The 18,942-nt window shown below is 43.4% G+C and carries 15 protein-coding genes; 8 read left to right on the top strand and 7 right to left on the bottom strand.

Annotation, left to right across the window (positions count from 1 at the left end; genetic code table 11):
- Entirely contained in the window at positions 1-2,274 is a 2,274-nt protein-coding gene (locus IPJ09_15855; protein ID MBK7372880.1) for a PSD1 domain-containing protein, read from the bottom strand.
- Positions 2,275-2,746: 472 nt separating this feature from the next.
- On the opposite strand from IPJ09_15855, the gene IPJ09_15850 reads away from it, so the two are divergent.
- Complete coding sequence (locus IPJ09_15850; GenBank protein MBK7372879.1) at positions 2,747-4,648, top strand: hypothetical protein; 1,902 nt, start codon at positions 2,747-2,749, stop codon at positions 4,646-4,648.
- Between the two features lie 37 nt (positions 4,649-4,685).
- Here IPJ09_15850 and IPJ09_15845 read toward each other — a convergent pair whose 3' ends face one another.
- The 3 genes from IPJ09_15845 to IPJ09_15835 all read right to left on the bottom strand — a co-directional run bounded on the left by IPJ09_15845 (position 4,686) and on the right by IPJ09_15835 (position 6,847).
- Positions 4,686-4,814 (bottom strand): type II toxin-antitoxin system YoeB family toxin, encoded by a 129-nt coding sequence (locus IPJ09_15845; protein ID MBK7372878.1) that lies wholly within the window; start codon positions 4,812-4,814, stop codon positions 4,686-4,688.
- 334 nt (positions 4,815-5,148) lie between these two features.
- Positions 5,149-5,406: a type II toxin-antitoxin system Phd/YefM family antitoxin gene (locus IPJ09_15840; protein MBK7372877.1), complete on the bottom strand. Its 258-nt coding sequence runs from the start codon at positions 5,404-5,406 to the stop codon at positions 5,149-5,151.
- A 202-nt stretch (positions 5,407-5,608) separates the two neighbouring features.
- Positions 5,609-6,847, bottom strand: coding sequence for a hypothetical protein (locus tag IPJ09_15835; GenBank protein ID MBK7372876.1), 1,239 nt, complete (start codon positions 6,845-6,847; stop codon positions 5,609-5,611).
- A gap of 388 nt (positions 6,848-7,235) precedes the next feature.
- Between IPJ09_15835 and IPJ09_15830 the strand changes: the two genes are divergently transcribed.
- Together IPJ09_15830 and IPJ09_15825 are read left to right on the top strand one after the other, a co-directional pair.
- On the top strand, positions 7,236-8,771 hold the full coding sequence (locus IPJ09_15830) for a bifunctional GNAT family N-acetyltransferase/carbon-nitrogen hydrolase family protein (GenBank protein ID MBK7372875.1): 1,536 nt from the start codon (positions 7,236-7,238) through the stop codon (positions 8,769-8,771).
- A gap of 68 nt (positions 8,772-8,839) precedes the next feature.
- Positions 8,840-9,781: a sodium:calcium antiporter gene (locus tag IPJ09_15825; GenBank protein ID MBK7372874.1), complete on the top strand. Its 942-nt coding sequence runs from the start codon at positions 8,840-8,842 to the stop codon at positions 9,779-9,781.
- A 111-nt stretch (positions 9,782-9,892) separates the two neighbouring features.
- On the opposite strand, the gene IPJ09_15820 is transcribed toward IPJ09_15825, so the two are convergent.
- Entirely contained in the window at positions 9,893-10,051 is a 159-nt protein-coding gene (locus IPJ09_15820; GenBank protein MBK7372873.1) for a hypothetical protein, read from the bottom strand.
- A 36-nt stretch (positions 10,052-10,087) separates the two neighbouring features.
- Here IPJ09_15820 and IPJ09_15815 point away from each other — a divergent pair, with 36 nt between their 5' ends.
- Together IPJ09_15815 and IPJ09_15810 are read left to right on the top strand one after the other, a co-directional pair.
- Complete coding sequence (locus tag IPJ09_15815) at positions 10,088-10,948, top strand: sugar phosphate isomerase/epimerase (GenBank protein MBK7372872.1); 861 nt, start codon at positions 10,088-10,090, stop codon at positions 10,946-10,948.
- Positions 10,949-11,057: 109 nt separating this feature from the next.
- On the top strand, positions 11,058-12,170 hold the full coding sequence (locus IPJ09_15810) for a metallophosphoesterase (GenBank protein MBK7372871.1): 1,113 nt from the start codon (positions 11,058-11,060) through the stop codon (positions 12,168-12,170).
- 57 nt (positions 12,171-12,227) lie between these two features.
- On the opposite strand, the gene IPJ09_15805 is transcribed toward IPJ09_15810, so the two are convergent.
- Positions 12,228-14,981 (bottom strand): discoidin domain-containing protein, encoded by a 2,754-nt coding sequence (locus IPJ09_15805; protein MBK7372870.1) that lies wholly within the window; start codon positions 14,979-14,981, stop codon positions 12,228-12,230.
- A 299-nt stretch (positions 14,982-15,280) separates the two neighbouring features.
- On the opposite strand from IPJ09_15805, the gene IPJ09_15800 reads away from it, so the two are divergent.
- The 3 genes from IPJ09_15800 to IPJ09_15790 all read left to right on the top strand — a co-directional run bounded on the left by IPJ09_15800 (position 15,281) and on the right by IPJ09_15790 (position 17,379).
- Positions 15,281-16,045, top strand: a complete 765-nt coding sequence (locus tag IPJ09_15800) for a 2-dehydro-3-deoxyglucarate aldolase (protein MBK7372869.1) — start codon at positions 15,281-15,283, stop codon at positions 16,043-16,045.
- A gap of 338 nt (positions 16,046-16,383) precedes the next feature.
- Positions 16,384-16,761: a hypothetical protein gene (locus IPJ09_15795; GenBank protein MBK7372868.1), complete on the top strand. Its 378-nt coding sequence runs from the start codon at positions 16,384-16,386 to the stop codon at positions 16,759-16,761.
- 114 nt (positions 16,762-16,875) lie between these two features.
- The gene (locus IPJ09_15790) at positions 16,876-17,379 is read left to right on the top strand and encodes a hypothetical protein (GenBank protein ID MBK7372867.1); all 504 of its coding nucleotides are present in this window, start codon (positions 16,876-16,878) and stop codon (positions 17,377-17,379) included.
- Positions 17,380-17,536: 157 nt separating this feature from the next.
- Here the strand turns inward: IPJ09_15790 and IPJ09_15785 are convergent, their stop codons facing one another.
- Positions 17,537-18,940, bottom strand: a complete 1,404-nt coding sequence (locus IPJ09_15785; protein ID MBK7372866.1) for a SusD/RagB family nutrient-binding outer membrane lipoprotein — start codon at positions 18,938-18,940, stop codon at positions 17,537-17,539.
- Between the last annotated feature and the right edge of the window lie 2 nt (positions 18,941-18,942).

The following is an 18,942-nucleotide window of genomic DNA, read 5'->3' as shown; positions in this document are numbered from 1 at the left end:
TTAAGTTTTGGTGACTGCTTCTTCGAGATTATAGATCATATGAATGGTCTGCATGAGTGCTGCTGCAGTAGGTTTGTCTTCACCCATAGCTTTTTTGTATTCGCCGATAGCTAAGAGTTGAGTCGCTTTTTCTGGGTTGTGTTCAAACTTGAGTTTTTCTTCCGTAAAAAATCCGGTCAGGATGTCTTGTTCTGTTTGATCAGGTTGACGGCACACGATGGTACGAAAAGCTTTGACTAGAATTTCCCTGGTATCCTGGGAGTCAGTCAATAGTTTTTCGGCAAATACCCTGGAGGCTTCAAGTACCTGGGGATCATTGAGCAAGACCAGTGCTTGCAGTGGAGTATTGGTGATCACGCGTCGTACTTCGCACTGGTCCCGGTTAGATCCGTCGAAAGTCAGCATGGACGGAGGCGGTGCTGTACGCTTGATAAAATTATACATACCACGACGGTACAATAGTTGACCATGATCTTGCACATAGGCAGCCAGTTGCCCTCGGCCGGAGGTCGCAGACTCCCAGATGCCTTTGGGCTGATATGGTTTTACACTTGGTCCTCCGATCGCATCATAGAGTAAGCCACTGCTGGCCAGGATATGATCTTTGAGTAGTTCTGCCTGGAGCCGGGTACGATGCGCACTGCTCAGATAGATATTTTCCGGATCGATGGCATACTTTTCAGGCATTACTTCAGAAGATTGCCGGTAGGTAGCAGAGGTCACGATCTGTTTGACCAGCCTTTTGATATCCCAGCCATGATCCATAAAGTCTAATGCTAACCAATCCAACAGTTCCGGATGAGAAGGCAGCTCCCCCTGCATGCCAAAATCACCGGAAGTCCTGACCAATCCTCTGCCGAAGATCTCCTGCCACATTCTGTTGACAAAGACCCTCGCAGTAAGGGGATGTTTTTTGTCAAACAACCATTCTGCCAGACCCAATCTGTTGCGAGGCAGCCTGGTCGTGTCGAATGGGAATACTTTGGGCGGTGTATTCTTGTGCACCAGATCACCCGGTTGGTCATACACACCTCTTTTTAATATATAGGTTGGTCGCTCGACACTGCTGTCCCGCATGACCATCACGCGCACGGGCGAGGTATCTTTTTTATTGATGAATTGCATCATCTTATTGACATCCTCCGTAGTGATAGACATATATGGAGGGTCAGCCAAAGAGGCAAGGCTGATATCCCCTACGAGCCCTTTTTCATTAACTTGATTAAAAAATGCAAATGTGCTGTAATAATCCTTCTGAGCGATGGGATCATACTTGTGATCATGACATTTGGCACACTCCATGGTCAGAGCCAGAAAAGTCTTGGCGAAAGTATTGGTGCGATCAGTGACATATTCCAATCTGTATTCTTCATCTATGATGCCGCCCTCCTGGGTGATCTTATGATTTCGGTTGAAGCCGGTAGCCAGCTCCATCTCTTTGGTGTGGTCAGGTATGAGGTCACCAGCCAATTGCCAGGTGACGAACTTGTCATATGGGTAGTTTTCGTTGAAGGCATGTATCACCCAATCCCTCCAGGGCCACATGGTACGAAGGCCATCGTCCTGGTAGCCATGACTATCGGCATACCGAGCCACATCGAGCCAGGCTATGGCCATTTTTTCACCATAGTGTTTATTCGCCAGCAGTTCATCGACGATCTTATCATAGGCATCGGGTGCCTGATCTTGCACGAACCGATCCTGTTGCTCCAGGCTGGGTGGCAGGCCGATGAGATCAAAACTCAATCTTTTAAGCAGTCTTTCTTTGTCAGCCTCTTTATTAGGTTTGAGTTTTTTGTCTACCATTTTATTCAAAACAAAATGATCGATTTCATTGATAGGCCAGGTAGAATTTTTGGTCTGAGGCACCGGCTGGGGTTGAGGGGCGATGAAGGCCCAATGTTGCTTATATACAGCGCCCTGCTCGATCCATTTTTTAAACAATTTTATTTCGCGGGCGGACAGTTTAAGATTAGACTCCGGCGGAGGCATCTGGATGGAAGTATCCTGGGAGGTCATACGCACATACATCTCGGAAGCTTGCAGATCACCTGGTACAATGGCAAATTTTCCTTTGCTTTCTTTAAGTGGGGCATAAGCGCTATCCGGGATATCCAGCCTGAGCTGAGCCTCACGTTTATTGGCGTCAGGACCATGGCACTTAAAACACCGATCGGCCAGGATGGGCCTGATATGGAGGTTAAAGTCGACCGTTGAAGGTATTTTTTCTTCGGAATCCCCAGTACAGGATTGCATAATGCCTACCACTACCATCGATACCGCCAGCAGTAAGGACTTGGGTTGAAACAGGAGGAACAATGATTTGATTTTCACTTCTAAAATTCTGAACTTCAAATATAATCAATCAAACAGTCCGTATGGTTAATCTTTTGTCAAGTCTTGTGCGTCTCCCCTTTCGGAGTGGGTCGGGGTGGAAAAAAAGAACCATTAATATTATACAGGATTTTATTTTCATAGACTAATTCTGAAAATAGAAAAGCACAAACGCTAGAACACCGCCATTAAATCCATATCCAATACCAAGCGTATCCGTCTCCCCCTTCGGAGAGGGTAGGGGGTAGAAAAAATGGTTATTTCAAACTTAGCTAAGTCGACTCCCTACCAACTCTGCAGGGGGAAAACCTCCTGCTTAACATTGAAACAGTCTAAATCTTTCACTCCAAAATATAAAACACTAATTTTAACATCTAAACTTTCCACTCAGATTATGCCAATGATAATTTCAATGATATGGTTGATACTGCATTTTATTTCGTTAAATCAGTCACCGTATACAGCATCTTCCGTAAAGAACAAAACCAAAACCAATCAATTTATCATCGAACCCCCGACACTTGTCTGCGCAGGCTTCGAATGGACTATCTCGGGTGACGAAAATCGCAATGCCAGTGTAGCAGTATCCTATCGTAGATCTGGGGACAAAGTATGGCAGTCGGCACTGCCTTTGCTTCGTATCGGAGATGAAAAAATATATGGTCATGATCAGCGATGGGTCTATACTACGGAGCCTATGTTTGCAGGGTCTATCTTTCACTTACAGGAGGGTACTAACTACGAATGCAGATTTGTCTTGAATGATCCGGATGGCATAGAAGGTGATTCGATCAAAACAGTTACGGTCACAACCAAATCCGAACCTCAGCCCTACCCTTTGGGACAGACCTATCATGTATATCCTCCGGGTTATACAGGGCAGAAAATCAGCCCTTCCTTCACCGGGCTCAATGCCGCCTATTATGGTGAAGGCAATACCGGCGATTGGTGGAATGTGCCCGAAGCCCGGGTACAGCCAGGCGATATCATCCTCGTGCACGCGGGCACGTACAAGGCGCATCGACTACGATATGCTGATGACCTGGCGCTGGATTTCCACGGCACCTATGTACTGACTCAAAAAGGTACCCCCGACAGGCCTATTGTGATCAAAGCAGCCGGTGATGGCGAGGTCATCTTCGATGGAGATGGGGCTTATCGACTCTTTGATGTGATGGCTGCCGACTACCACTATTTTGAGGGGATCACCATACAGAATACGGATATTGCTTTTTATGCTGGACTCAAACACGTGATGGGTTCCAAAGGACTCACGGTCAAAAACTGCCAGATCAGAGATGTAGGTATTGCAGTAGTCACTTACAGCGAGGACTCCAAAGATTTTTATATCGCTGACAACACCATCATCGGACGACACCCGAAGGATACCCTGATTGGTTGGTATGGATTTGCGGAGCCTGAGGTATTGACCTCCTATTATGCTATCAAAGTCTATGGTCAGAGTCATGTGATCTGTCACAATGCCATTTCCTTTTTCCACGATGGGATCTGTGTAGATACTCATGGTCAGCCGGAAGCAGGCAAAACCTGTGTGTCCATCGATATCTATGGCAATGATATTTTTAATACTTCTGACGATTTTATAGAAGCCGACGGAGGCGTTCATAACATCCGCGTGTTTGAAAACCGGGGATTCAATTCCTATCATTCTGCACTGAGTGCCCAGCCGATGTTTGGCGGGCCGGTATATTTTATGCGCAATATCTGCTATCATGTGCCGGGTACTGCTTTAAAATATACAGTGAGACCCGCCGGTATCCTGACTTATCACAATACCTTTATTGCCGAAGCTGCTATCAGCAATTTCTCTAACGGACATTTCAGGAATAATCTGTTTATCGGACCGGATGATGAGCGGGCAGCTCTGTCTGGAACGACATTTACCAATTATTCTACCCTAGATTACAACGGTTATCGAAAAAAAATCAATGATAAGATCAATTATCGGTTGAAATATCCACACACAGATTCGCTGAATCAAGCGGATGAACGGGAACTCGATTGGCAGGAAGCTAAGACCCTGGCCGAGTTTGCCCGGCGCACCGGGTTTGAAAAACACGGCATAGAATTAAACGGCACTGAAATTTTTATGCAGGTGCCCTTGCCAGATCCACAGCTCAAGGGTCATATCTATCAACGTTCAGGTTATGACTTCCGTTTAAAATCAACTAGCAAAGCAATTGATGCAGGCTGTTTATTGCCTAATGTCAATGATGGGTATCACGGTAAAGCTCCGGATTTAGGTGCGTTGGAAAGTGGGGGTGCAGAGGTGAGGTATGGACCGAGGAGCTAAGGGGGGAATTGTGAAGTCGGAAAGGGTTTCTTATTTCTTACTTATCATCATGGTACCTGCATCCATTGATGAACAGATTTTTTCCTACAATTTGATAAATAATCCTGTGCTCATGATCAATCCTTCTTGACCACAAACCAGCCAAATCAAACTTTAATTGTACCATTTCAACAAAGCAATCAATGACAATGAAGCTACCCAAACCAATAAATAAAGGGGTAGGATACTATTTGTTTGAAAATCGATATATGGCAAGCAAACATTAACTCATTAATCCAAAATATAATAGAATCCCTATAACTGTCAAGCTAATACTCCCAGTAATATTCCTTCCAAAAGAATATCTTCCAAAGCCATTCTTATATCCATCAAATAAGCTCAAAATAAAAGATACAGTACCAACTGATATCAAACATATTCCTAAAGCTTTGTTCATAACCTATTTTTTCTTCGCTGCCATGAAAGATAGTCTTCCCAGGCATTTTCAGAAAAAATTATTCTCACTTAAAATCGCTTAATTTTTTAACTACTCTATGATCTTTTTGTATTTGCTGAATAGATTCATATATTCTATCCGCATTCTTCCTGGATTTTAATAGATACATGGTTTCCATGATAGAATTGTATTCAGCTAAAGAAATAATAACAGTGCCTTTGCCTGTACCTCTTTTGACTATGAGGGTTTCTTGATTGTCCTCTACCTCATCTAGATATTTTTTTAAGGAATTTCTGAGTTCGCTAAAATTTGCCACTATCATAATTAAGTACTTATATGAGTACAAATATACCCTGTTTTCAAAATCCTATTTATTTGCCTACTGCTTCGCTCTATCTGTAAAATCAAGTGGTGTATTGTCGCCATGCTTCGGTGAGGGATTCTTGGATGTCTTCTACTTTATCAAGATATTTTTTTAAAAAAATTTCAAAATCTTACTTCCTATTTGTTAGTTCTCCCCCCACTCACTCCATCAAAATCTCCATCATCTTCTTCGCCGTCCATCTCCCCTTTTTATCAATAAAATCCCTCGGAGTATCATCTCCAATCTCGTAAGTGATACCGACGGCCTTGAAATGTACATAAAACCAGTTTTTGGAGACCGGTTGCCTGAGGGCGGAAGGAGCTACCCTGGGTTGGTAGCCTTCGAGACCTGACTTGATGCTGTCGATCCATTGTTTGGTAAAATTGGGGATGACCGAAGCAGAATCGCTGAGATTGGTATAGTATACATCAGACCAGGTAGAGTGAAAGTCTAGTCCCAGGACGACCCGATTGCGGTTTTTGTAGGTATAGTGATTGATAAAATCGGTGATGACGCGGGTCTCCGGTTGGTTGTATACGGCCCAGTCGCGATTGAGGTCGATACCACCGACATTGTGACGCCAGTGACCCAGTGCCACTCCATCCGGATTCATCATGGGGAAGACCAGGACATTGTGTCTTTTAAAAAAAGCCTCAGCCAAGGCAGGAGAATCAAACAAACCGTCGATAAAGGCTTTGAGGGCAAACTGTCCGGTCACCTCCGGTGGATGTTGTCTGCTGAGCAAGATGATGAGGTCTTTGTGTTTGGCTTTTTTCTCCCCGAGATCCATATAATATAGGTCGCGGCCTAGTTTGGTTTTACCGGCGATACCATAATCCACTGTCTGGTGATGAGCAGCCTGGAGTGCATTCATCCAGGAGCGTAGTTCGGCCTCGGTATACAATTCCTGGGCCACGATCCAGGTAGTGTCTTTGGTTAAAAAAAATCTGGCGGTAGTCTTGCCATCGATCGAGTCGATTTGAGCCGAATCTATAGCCATCCAATGATGTCCATCCGAGCTGGTCTTGGGAAAATACCGGTGTGCAAAATCTCCATAGTCAAATACCAGCGTCGCTTCCCTTGGTATATTCGACCAGATTTTGAATGCATACCAGGGACTGGGATTGATGGGTTCGTTTTCGGGAGTAGATACGATGCGGTAGGTCGAATCATTGATCGCTATAAAGTCACATAGCCGTGCCCCGTCAAATTGATTGGTTGCACTGACCCCAAAAGGTGTATGGTATATTTTTTTGGTTTGAAAGGTGATAGGTTTTGATTTGGTATCGATGGTTTCAGCATAAGTAGCTCCTGGGGCAGCTTGCCTGGCCAGGTATTGTACTCCTCTGCAAGAAGTCAGTATCAAAGTGGCAAAAAGCAAATACTTATAATTCATCATTCAATAACATTTATTGGTGAAGGTAAGATACCCATTCATATTAAAGAATCAAGCAGGACCTGGGGGAAATTATAGAACATCAACGAAATTATAAAAATGGACATTTCAATAGAGTAGGCATCGGTGACTATGACTGATTGCACAAAATAAATTTGATTTTCACCACATCCTTGCTGGGGAAAATAGGTATGCAAAGTGCCATGATCACATACACACGTGATAGGGTAAAATCTTAGCTCCCCTAATTTATACGTAAATTTGCAGCTTCCAGTGTAGAGTCCTTGTTTATTTCCTGTGTTGAGGGATCATGGTATTAATACATCTTCCTACAACTTGTTCTATTTGGATTCTGTCTTGATCTGGATTATTTATTCTCCTAAACTACTATATGAAAGAAATAGAAAATATCGAATTGACCTTGCTCACCATGGCAGATTATGACGAACTCAAAACCGTCATGATCGAGTCCTATGTCACGATGCCTGATGCCTTCTGGCGGGAGCACCAGATCCGTACCTTGATTGAAAAATTTCCCGAAGGTCAGGTCATCATAAAAATCAATAATCGTATCGCAGGTTGCGCGTTAGCAATTATCATCGATTATGACAGTTTTGAGCAACAACATACTTATCGGGAAATCACCGGCAGATATACTTTTGACACCCATACGGACCTGGGGGATGTGATGTATGGCATCGATGTGTTTATCAAACCAGCATATCGTGGACTCAGACTGGGACGCCGATTGTATGACTACCGGAAGGAGCTTTGTGAAAAATTAAATCTCAAAGGCATAGCCTTCGGTGGACGCATACCTAATTATCACAAATACGCAGATACCATTACTCCTAAAGAATATATAGAAAAAGTGAAGCGAAAAGAGATCCATGATCCTGTACTTAACTTTCAAATATCCAATGATTTTCACCCGGTCAAAATACTCAAAGGCTACCTGGATGGTGACAAAGCATCCAATGAGTTTGCCGTGTTATTGGAGTGGGACAATATCTACTATGAAAAACCCGCTACCCAATTAACATCAAGAAAAAAAGATATACGACTCGGGCTGATCCAATGGCAGATGCGACCTTATGACAGTCTCGACAAGCTGATGCAGCAAGTAGAATATTTTGTAGATGCGGTCTCGGGTTATCGGGCAGACTTCGCCTTATTTCCTGAGTTTTTTAATGCTCCGCTGATGGCAGAAAACAATCACCTGTCCGAGTCCCAGGCGATCAGGGAGCTGGCCAAACATACCCCCGAAATCGTCAGGAGATTTTCAGAATTGTCGATCTCTTACAATATCAATATCATCACAGGCAGCATGCCGGAGATGAAAAATGACCGGCTGTACAATGTGGGTTATCTCTGTCGCAGGGATGGTACCACCGACCGATATGAGAAAATCCATGTCACTCCCGACGAATCCAGGGTCTGGGGTATGCAGGGAGGTAATACGCTCAAAGCTTATGACACAGACTGTGGCAAGATCGGGATACTGATCTGTTATGATTCAGAATTTCCGGAGCTCAGTCGATTGCTGGCAGATGAAGGCATGGACATACTCTTTGTTCCGTTTCTGACTGATACTCAAAACGGGTATTCACGTGTTCGCCACTGCTCCCTCGCGCGCGCGATCGAAAATGAATGTTATGTAGCTATTGCGGGCAGTGTGGGCAATCTCCCCAATGTACACAATATGGATATCCAATTTGCCCAGTCGATGATCATCACCCCCTGCGATTTTTCTTTTCCTACCAATGGGATCAAAGCAGAAGCCACCCCCAACACTGAAATGATCGTGATCGCGGATGTTGACCTGGACCTTCTGCGGGAACTCAATCAATTTGGCAGCGTACGTAATCTCAAGGATAGGAGGAATGATATGTTTGAGGTTAAAAGGCATCCGCTCCCCACCATATAGTCCTCGTGATAACTGTTTTTTATTAGCTTTGGCGCTTACTGTGCTGAAACGGTTTCTACATTTTCCATATGTTAGTAGATATTCTTACTTTTTTTGTTGCCCTGGTCACCCTGCTGGCAGCGGCAAAATATTTTACAGAAGCGGCGGAAGTCATCGGAACCTGGATGCGTCTGCCTCCCTTTGTCATTGGTATTTTCATCGTGGGTATAGGCACCTCTCTACCAGAACTGATATCCGGCGTATTGTCTGTGCAACATGGATTGTCAGAGATCGTGCCGGGCAATATCATCGGGGCCAATATCTCTAACCTTTTGCTCATCACCGGACTCGCAGTAGTACTCAATAAAAAAAATATTATTTTATTGAGTGACTATCTCTACATCGACTTACATTTTTTGTTAGGCAGTTTTGTATACTTTGCGATGATTGCCTATGATGGCACCATTGTTTTCTCAGAAGCAATAATAGGGATATTCATTTTTATCATTTATTCCATCTACCTAATCAAAGGAGAATCAAAGACTAGTAATGAATTGTTGGTGGACAAATCACTTCGTGAAAAATTTCCTATCAAATATTTGGGAATAATCGTGGTAACGGCCATTGGCATATTTTATGGTGCAAATTATACAGTACAATCATTAGAGCACCTGGCCAATGCCCTGGCTATTCCACCTGCCATCATTGCCCTGACGGTATTATCCATAGGCACCACCCTGCCGGAACTGGCAGTCAATATCACAGCTATACGCAGAGGCAAGGCTGAGCTCGCTATGGGCAATGTATTGGGATCTTGTGTCTTCAATACCCTGGTCATTCCAAGTGGTGCAGGGCTTTTCGGCACGATAACCGTGCCTCATAGCTTATTGATATTTTCCCTGCCGATGATGGGGGCGAGTGGTTTGTTGTTTTATTTACTTACCCAGGACAAAAAAATATCGGTATGGGAGGGGCTGCTGTTTTTATGTCTGTATGTGTTGTTTATTTTTAAGGTGGCGAGTGGGGTGTGAGCGGTAAGGTGGCTACTTTGGTGCCCGAAGCGAACGTATATCCATCCCCTTCGATACGCAGTTTGAGTTTGACCGGCAGACTGGGTTCTTTCTGATCCAGCAACGCCAACGTTATTCTAATCTGATCCTGACCCAGCGCTTACTTAGTCTGACAGATACGGAGAATACGGTTGCAGGACCCTGGATCGTCGCCTGTACCGGGAAGGGCTGCACATATAAATCATTACTGATATAGCAGCTTAGGAGTTGGTGCAGGGAGGATAGCACCATACAAATCATTACTTTAGCATTCAATACAAAACCATCATGAATAAAAAAATATCATTATTAATCCTGGGTACCTGTTTCTGCTGTATCCTTTCCATAGATTTGGCGGCTCAAAAATCAAAATCACTTTATACAGCTCCGTTTGGAGTACAGGCATTTACTTTCCGTAGAAGTTTTCCCAACAGCATGGAGAAGACGCTGGATACCATCGCTATGATGGGATTTACGGAGATTGAAGGCGGTGGTGGTCGTATAGCGCCGGAAGATTTTAAAAGACTTTGCAATGACAGAGGAATCAGTATTCCATCCACGGGTACGGGTTATGAACAACTTGTAAAAGATCCTATGAAAATAGCTCAAACTGCAAAAGCACTCGGGGCGCAATATGTGATGTGTGCATGGATACCGCACCAAGGTGCATTCAACCTGGACAATGCCAAAAAAGCAGTTGAAGATTTTAATACTGCCGGAAAAATATTGAAGGAACAAGGACTCACTTTTTGTTATCATGTACATGGCTATGAATTCGGGCCTTACGAAAAAGGCACGCTGCTAGACTACATCATAAAAAACACTAATCCGGATGATGTATCCTTTGAGATGGATGTGCTGTGGACACAGTTTGGTGGAGGTGATCCTGTGAAGCTTTTAAAAAAATATAAAGAACGTTGGAAGCTGGTCCATTTAAAAGATCTTCGCAAAGGGGTGAAAAAAGATCTTACAGGTGGTACCTCTCCGGAGAATGATGTCCCACTCGGTACAGGAGAAATAGATATACCTGGTATCGTCAAACAAGCCAACAAATTAGGCATCAAACATTTTTTTATAGAAGATGAAAGCAGCAATATGCAGGGCCAGGTACCTCAAAGCATCGCATATCTTAAGAGTTTAAAAAAATGATCCGGTGTCCGATGTGCCATAGAAGTGGCGTCACACCTTAAGAAAACTTTAATCTTTGAAGGTTAATTTTTGTAAAAAGGTTTTTGTTGATTATATTGTGATGATTAAGATGAAATTATTTTTTTCCAGCATTATTATTTTATTCTTTACCAATTTGTGGAGCTCTAATACAGTACCATCCATTGCTGATGGCCCTTATGTCAACTATCGTGACAAACAAATAGTGGTGACTACCATCTATCATGATGGCAATGGTAAAAAATATGTAGGCGCAGATAGTTTTGCTGTTTCTTCGAAAAAATCAATTGAATTATTAGTACCGACTGATGAGGCCGGAAAAAACTTTGTCGTCAAGTTTAAATCCAAGCTTGAAAATGAAAAAGCAGAGTATAACAAGGTAAAAAAACAATTTATCGTCTCTGATATAGAAGCCAATTTTAAAGCATTCAGGACTTTACTGCAAGCCAACGGTGTCATAGATGAAAATCTGGATTGGACATTTGGTGAAGGCCATCTGGTATTGACTGGTGACTTTTTTGATCGTGGAAATCAACTCAATGAAGTCTTATGGTTGATCTATTCTCTCGAAGATAAAGCCAATGCGGCCAAAGGATATGTACATTTTATCCTGGGCAATCACGAAGTGATGAATCTCAATGCTGACCTGCGATATGTACATCCTAAATATCATGAAAATGCGCAGCTGATGAATCGTACCTATTTATCGCTTTTTGGGGACGATACAGAGTTGGGCAGATGGTTGAGGACCAAAAATATTATCGAGCGGGTAGGTGATATGTTATGTATGCACGGAGGGGTATCCCGGTATTTAAACATTATGGGTTTGTCGCTCACAGAGATCAATGGCCTGGCAAGGCCGTATTACGCTGATACCTCTTACAACTATCCCAATGTTCAGACTGAGATCATGTTTAGTGATCAAGGTCCTCTTTGGTACAGAGGTTATTACGCAGGTCCTGCCAATGAACGTGCTACACAAGGTCAGGTAGATTCCAGCTTACAACTTTTCCGCGCTAAATATATCGCTACGGGCCATACGATCGTCGCGCATACCGTAGGCCTCTATTTTAACGGCAAAGTATTTAATACGGATGTGCCCCATGCCCAGGGGATCTCCGAAGCTATTCTCATAGAAGACAATAAGTTTTTTAAAGTCAATCTAAAAGGGGAACGCAAGGAGATGGTGGTTGAAAAATCATAGTGACTGCAGGATTCTTATATAGAGTACAGCAGTTGAATCCAAGTCATCAGATCACAGTTACAAAGCAAATATTTTAAATTCCCGCATGGTCCAGGGGGTTATGTAATCGAAGGGTTGGCCTCTTCGTTCACCCTTAACGATGGATGCAGATTGGGTGAGGGTCAAGCGGATATACCTGGCCTCAATGGGATCAAATCGAATGGTCGTGGAGGATCCGGTACCTGCTCCTTTATCTATTATTTTAGTCCACGTGCTGCCATCTATCGATACTTCGAGATTATATTCCCTGGGACAAGTTTGGAGGGGTGGTGGCATCGGCGGTCTGAATCCCCTGTTGATCTGAGGTGACTTAAATTGAAGCTCAGATATTTTTTTGGTAGCCGGCAGTTCTATGTGGAACCACATACCTTCTTGCTGTAGCTTCTCTGTGGTCCAACCTTCGAAAGTAAAAGCACCGCGTGGGGAGGCAGTGCTGCCCTTGCGCACATTGCCGGTATGACTGGCGGTCACTTTCCAGTTTGGCTGGAGTTCCAATACTTTGGGTATAGATGCCCACAATGAATCAAATTTATAAGATTTGGTCTGACTGCTGGTGGCTTTACGCACCCTGCTGACATCAGCCGGGCTGACAGGAGAGGATTCATTCTCAAAATTGGCTCGGATAAACGAAGCTACTGAAGCGATCCATTCATCCGAGTTTTTGCCCATTGGTGCCATCATGATGCCGGCATAAGATTCTTTTTGCAGTTCGCCGATCACTCCATGCAGCAAGGTTTTGATGACATAGTCAGGATGCGCCTGCACACGGGCTGATCCAATCAGGGAAGGTGCGATCAATTTGCCAGGGCCGGCAGAAATCCCATTGCCCAGGGCGCCATGACAGGTGGCACACAGACTGGCGTATATTTTAGAGCCATTGTCTACCAAAGCTTTTTCTTCTTTAGTGAAATTGGGATTGCTTCTTCCAAAAAAGGAAGTCACAAGCTGAGGTTCCAGCACTTGCTTGCCGACCAATTGTACTCCTGCAGTGGTATCCCGGGTCAATACTTTTTTTACCAGATCATTAGTCCCGGGTATCTTCAATAATCTTCCGGTCATCATAGCCCGCATCTTGACCTGGATATCCGGATCATTCATCATGTCCAGGTAGATTTTATCAAAAGATTTGTCTCCTGCTTTATAGAGCGATTCACTCACCCATAGCGCCATTATGCGCATGCGGGGATTGGAGTCTTTCATTTGTTCCTTCACCAGGTCGGATTCCAGGGTGCCGATGCCTTCCAACGCCCATAATGCGTGGAACCTGGCTTCAATTTTATTGCTCTTGCGCACCAGGTCGACCAAAGCACCAGTGACAGAGGAGTCTTTTCGTTGCACGAGGATCTGTTGCGCCATATCACGCCACCATCCATTGGGATGTGCCAGGTGTGCCAGCAGCTCTGCCGATGTCTGATCATACATATGCGGTTTGGTTTTGTCCCGCTCCATTTCTGTATGGGTCAGCCTCCATATCCTTCCCAGGCTGACCACTTTGTCCAGTTGATATTGTTCTATTTTGGCCCGGAGGTAAGATCCAACCGGGGTCCATTCACCTTCCTGGATGATGCCATGATACATGTCTACGATATACATGGTACCATCGGGTGCCGTGGCCATGTCTACAGGCCTGAACAATGGGTCTGTAGATCGAATAAATTCAGATTGTTGTTCCTGATATACATTGTGGAGCGTAGTCAGTCCTTCTTTTACTTCAGCATTGATTTGCCGGACGATGCGGGCTACAGGTTCACCATAAAAATATTGGCCCACCAGGTCCTGGGGTAGTCGGTGACCTCTGAATATATCATTGCCGGAGGCTCCGGTGACTCGATTAAGCGTGCCTTCGGGCATGCGCACCGCACCCATACCACCTTGCATGTCGGCTAAATGGATTGGCGCTCCCCAGGGCACATCAAAGCCTTCTGCAAAATTATGATCCTTTACTACGTAATCACCATAATGTACCGGAAACTGAAAGTAGGATGGCAGTCCATTGGAACCTCCCTGGAACCAAAGCTTGCCGTCATCATCATGGGTGATACCCCACTGGGCATGATTAGAAGCAGTGGATTCCCTGATGACCCCGAGTGCTGTCTCCCGCACTCTAAATGGATTGACGGTGCTGTACAGCCAATTGTCCATACCCCAATATAAAAATGCCTGTTGATGTTCTACATTGCCTGCCCGGCCAAAATTATCTGTGAAAAATTCTTTTTTATCAGCACGGCCATCCTGATTTGTATCGGTATACTTATATACGATGTCGGCATTGGATTCCATGGTCAGGATACTGTTGGGTCCTACCGGTAAAACAAATCTTGGAAATACAAGGCTATCTACAAACAAGCCACCTTTTTCATAGACTCCATCATTGTCTGCATCTTCCCACCTGGATATCCCACTGACCGGCTCCAGCGTACCTTTGGAGTCAGCTGTCAGCATATAAGAGCGAAGTTCGAGGACATACATCCTTCCATTGCCATCAAAAGTGATAGCAGCTGGTTGCTCGATTTTGGGCTCTGTCAACACTGCTTCCATCTTATATCCCGGAGGTAGGAGAAACTTCTCTTGTTCTTTTTTGACAGGAAGAGGCACTACCGGTGCCTTTGGCTCTAAATCTATTCCTTTCCAATATTCGCTTGTCGTATCGGCTCCTTCAGGAAGTTGTACCACCGGCCAGGTTTTGGGATCACTTTTTTGGGGTGCACAAGCTGTAAGCAAAATGATACCGGAGGCAATACAAAGTGCATAAGGAAATAAAAATATTTTCATTTTCGAAAATGGTTGATACGGTGTAGGGATATTGAAAAAAATGAAGAAGTTAAGGTAATATAATGGAGGGAATTATGACGGATAAGAATTACTAAGACCCATCATAAGCATCAAATTATTGATCAATCTTTGCAAGGAGTAATTCAAAATCGACAGTCAGTGAACGACAGGATTAGATTTTGACAATTCTTTCCTACATACAGATTTATTACATTTACTTTCTATAGACAGCATTTTCATTACATAAGATCCAACGATCTAATTTGTGAGGTCAAAGGATGTGTTTATAATAGTATCAAATGAATGATTTAAAACAAAGACTTCGCCTGGGCCAAACCGTCCATGGATGTTGGTTGAATCTAGGAAGTGCATTGACTGCAGAGATCGTAGGCTCCTCCGGATTTGATTGGGTCCTGATCGATCTGGAGCATGGTGCAGGTGCGGAGAAAGATGTGCTGGCACAACTTCAAGCACTGAAAAATACTGGTACTGCCGCTCTCGTCAGAGTGGAAAGTGCAGAGCCTGCTCGCATCTCGAGAGTCATGGATATGGGCGCCCTGGGAGTAATGTGTCCAAAGGTTAATAATGCTGCAGAAGCTCAAAAAGTAGTGCAGGGACTGCATTATCCTCCCTTGGGCCGTCGTGGAGTGGCCATCATGGTCAGAGCGACAGATTTCGGTAACTCATTTGATCAATATTACCAGGATACCAGGACACATGCATTGTGCATCGTACAAATCGAAACCAAAGAAGCTTTGCTTCATCTGGATGAAATCGCCGGGGTAGATGGAGTAGATGTCCTTTTTATCGGGCCGGCTGATCTTACGATGGACATGGGCATTTTTGGCCAGTTTGATCATCCCCTGTATTTACAAGCTGTGCGAGACATAGTACAGGCGGCCGACAAGTCTGGTAAGGTAGCGGGCATTTTGTTTTTTGACCCCAATAATGATTACCCAAAATATCACGGCATGGGTATCCGGTTTTTGGCCTGTGGTTCGGATTCTGTCTTTGTAGCAAATGGAGCCGGTACTTTAGCAAAAAAACTGGATTCGTTAAGATAATAGCGCAAGGTTCAAATATTAGAAACGTGGTGCTAAAATTAGGTGCAGGTTGAACTTTGTTCCGGCAGTTGCAGTGCGACCTAACTACTGTCCAAGAGTTGGAGTGAAACTCCTCCTTAACAGTATTTCTTCGTTATTTCAAGGAGGAACTATGTTCGGGAAGTTCCAGTGCGACCTAACTACCTGTCCAAGGGTCGGAGTGAAACTAACTCCTCCTTAACCTTCACTGCTACTTAACTATCTATCTACAAGAGTTGAAGTGAAACTCCTCTTCAACCTTTAGTATAGCCTGAAAAAATTTCAAAAAGATATGTTGCCAAAAAGTTTACATTTGGCGCGTGAAAAAGACTTTAAAGTTAATTTCCATATCTGCTTTTTCATTACTGTATTTATTTGTTATAAGTTTTTACAGTAGCAAAGCATTTTTAGACAATTTTGAGAATACCCGGCTTTCCGGTTCAGAAAAGGAACAATTCTGTTCTTTGGATTTTTCGGTTTCACTTTGCCATACAGACAAAACAGAGGGGCTGACCACTGTTTTTGCTAAAATCCCCACTTCTTTTTTTAAAAACCCGCTTAAGGAGTCTGCTGCGTGGTCCCGGGCAGAAGAAAGCCATTGGTTTAATAATTTTTCTCAATATTCATTCTATTCGAGAACTCTATCGATCAGCCTGCTCCACACTGCTTTGATTTTTCCTTTTCATTATTTCTGGTAATTTAAAATTTTAGGTTATTAGTGATCTCCGGATCACTCCATGTATTTGCATTTATAAGCTTACAGCTAGAAAATGCCTTCAAAATCATATATAAAATTTTAAATAAAAAAACAAATGGATATCGCATCAGGCATCGTAGGCATTATCATTATATTAATCATATTGACTCCTTTCGCCATAATAAAAATTAATAGTGGCAATAAACAAAAGGCCCAATTGCAAACCCTGTTCAGTTTTGTTGAAGAAAATGGTTGTTCTCTTAGCCAATTTGATTTGTGGAACAATGTCTCTATAGGCATAGACGAAATAAGCCGTAAGCTCTTTTTTGTCAGGAACGCAAAAGAGGCAGCTATTTTTCAACTAGTGAACCTCAATGAAATTAGTAAATGCCAGGTAATAAATTCCAGCAGGACTCTGAATAATAAGGAAGGAATCGTCAAAATAGTAGATAAACTTAAATTAACTTTTACTCCGCTCGACAAAAACAAACCAGATATTATACTTGAATGCTATAATGTTGCATTTGACAATTTAACTTTATCCGGTGAGTTGCAACTTGTTGATAAATGGTGTACCCTGTCCAATTCAAAACTACCCAATCCTGTAAAACAAAAATGATGATCCGAAAATCACTGTAGCTGCAGTTACAGTGCTTTTCTATGATCGGTTTGACACAAAAAAGCTCCCTGAATAATCAAGGAGCTTTAAGTAAAGTTTTTTTATTCTACTATCAATTTAAAACAAAACAACATCGACAAGGGTCGACGCTATACACTTACTTGTTTACTTCTGTCTCAGCAAATATACCCGGGTCAGCAGGAGCATTTGCATTGGCACTGATCTCAGCCTGGGAGACTATAAAGCGTTGAGGATATTTAGAGGCAGTAGCTGTGTTGAATGGAGGCAGGACCGCAATATCTTTTTCTTTGGTACTCAATCTTCGCAAATCGTCAAACGGCATCAGTTGGGTAAATCCGGATACATATCGTTCTTCGATAATTTCTCTGAGCAGTGCTCTGTTCTGAGGTATACCATCCGCATTTTCCATTCCACCTGCAGCAAAGTCGTCCAATACATAAGGATCGTATTTTAAGGCATCGGCAGCAACGAGTTTTTCAAATCCCTTGCCTGAAGCCAGGTGAGCGCGAAGCTTATTGAGATTGGTCAGTGCCTCATCAAGTTTGCCGGCTCTTGCGGCGGTCTCGGCGATCATCAGTAGATTTTCTTCGTATCCAACCATGGTGATTGGCCGGTCTATTTTGGCTATACCCTTATTGTTATTGGCTGCATTGCCATCAAATTTATAATAGGTGAGGCGGGCTGCTTCCTGTGTCTTGGCATTGTTCCTTTTAGTGGTAAGCAGATTGGACAAATAGGTACCACCAAAAGCCCAATAACCTCCCCGTTGGTCTATCATTTTGTAATTATTGTTTTGGCTTCCTATACCTAAATTGGGGGGAGTATAGGCAAGCACTTCAGTTGTAGCGGATATACCTTTGAGTGCCTCCTGGTAAGCTTTGTCATACTCGCGGGTATACAGATACAAACGAGCTTTGAGTGTATGGGCTACTTTGCCCCATTTGGCGACATTACCAGCAAATTGAAGATCTTCTGCTAAGGTACTGGAAGTCGTGCTGGCCAAATCGGTAATAGCTCCATCCAATAAGGTCTGCACTTGTGCAAAAACTTCTTTTTGTGATTGGAATACAGGATCCAGTATCTCGTCATTGGATATCTCACTATAAGGGACATCTCCAAAATAACTGGCGATCGTACCCATCGCATTTGCTTCCAATACTTTGGCGATACCGGATAATTGCGCTGCTTTAGGGCTACCTGCCGTATGCTCCCTGAGCAACCTTGCTTGTTTTACCACACCCTGATAGGCGTTTTGCCAGATTCCATCGGTCTCTTCAGCGGAAAGGTTGTATTCGTAGATACTTTTATATAATAATACTGCACCTGTAGTCTGACCACTCCACATACCGGCGATCCGGTTTTGATGGCCTACCTGTACAGAGATATTGGCCAATTCGATGCCTTTTAACAATAATACCCCTGCATCAAAATTGTCAGAAGAGATATTGTTGGGATTGTCATTGATCCCTTCTACGACTTTTTCGCAACTGAAAGTAGATGCAATGAATAGAGATAATATGATGAATCGTATATTTTTCATAA

This window comes from Saprospiraceae bacterium, assembly GCA_016709995.1.
In the GTDB taxonomy this organism is placed as follows: domain Bacteria; phylum Bacteroidota; class Bacteroidia; order Chitinophagales; family Saprospiraceae; genus JADJLQ01.
Note: the sequence above shows the minus strand (reverse complement) of the source record. Positions and strands in the feature narration are given on the sequence as shown.

What these genes read in the sequence shown, in the direction of transcription:
- IPJ09_15835 (MBK7372876.1), bottom strand. Translation starts at nt 6,847, where the DNA reads ATGATGAATTATAAGTATTTGCTTTTTGCCACTTTGATACTGACTTCT.
- IPJ09_15800 (MBK7372869.1), top strand. Translation starts at nt 15,281, where the DNA reads ATGAATGATTTAAAACAAAGACTTCGCCTGGGCCAAACCGTCCATGGA.
- IPJ09_15790 (MBK7372867.1), top strand. Translation starts at nt 16,876, where the DNA reads ATGGATATCGCATCAGGCATCGTAGGCATTATCATTATATTAATCATA.
- IPJ09_15785 (MBK7372866.1), bottom strand. Translation starts at nt 18,940, where the DNA reads ATGAAAAATATACGATTCATCATATTATCTCTATTCATTGCATCTACT.
- IPJ09_15855 (MBK7372880.1), bottom strand. Translation starts at nt 2,274, where the DNA reads ATGGTAGTGGTAGGCATTATGCAATCCTGTACTGGGGATTCCGAAGAA.
- IPJ09_15845 (MBK7372878.1), bottom strand. Translation starts at nt 4,814, where the DNA reads ATGGTACAATTAAAGTTTGATTTGGCTGGTTTGTGGTCAAGAAGGATT.
- IPJ09_15830 (MBK7372875.1), top strand. Translation starts at nt 7,236, where the DNA reads ATGAAAGAAATAGAAAATATCGAATTGACCTTGCTCACCATGGCAGAT.
- IPJ09_15820 (MBK7372873.1), bottom strand. Translation starts at nt 10,051, where the DNA reads ATGGTGCTATCCTCCCTGCACCAACTCCTAAGCTGCTATATCAGTAAT.
- IPJ09_15815 (MBK7372872.1), top strand. Translation starts at nt 10,088, where the DNA reads ATGAATAAAAAAATATCATTATTAATCCTGGGTACCTGTTTCTGCTGT.
- IPJ09_15825 (MBK7372874.1), top strand. Translation starts at nt 8,840, where the DNA reads ATGTTAGTAGATATTCTTACTTTTTTTGTTGCCCTGGTCACCCTGCTG.
- IPJ09_15850 (MBK7372879.1), top strand. Translation starts at nt 2,747, where the DNA reads ATGATATGGTTGATACTGCATTTTATTTCGTTAAATCAGTCACCGTAT.
- IPJ09_15810 (MBK7372871.1), top strand. Translation starts at nt 11,058, where the DNA reads ATGAAATTATTTTTTTCCAGCATTATTATTTTATTCTTTACCAATTTG.
- IPJ09_15840 (MBK7372877.1), bottom strand. Translation starts at nt 5,406, where the DNA reads ATGATAGTGGCAAATTTTAGCGAACTCAGAAATTCCTTAAAAAAATAT.
- IPJ09_15805 (MBK7372870.1), bottom strand. Translation starts at nt 14,981, where the DNA reads ATGAAAATATTTTTATTTCCTTATGCACTTTGTATTGCCTCCGGTATC.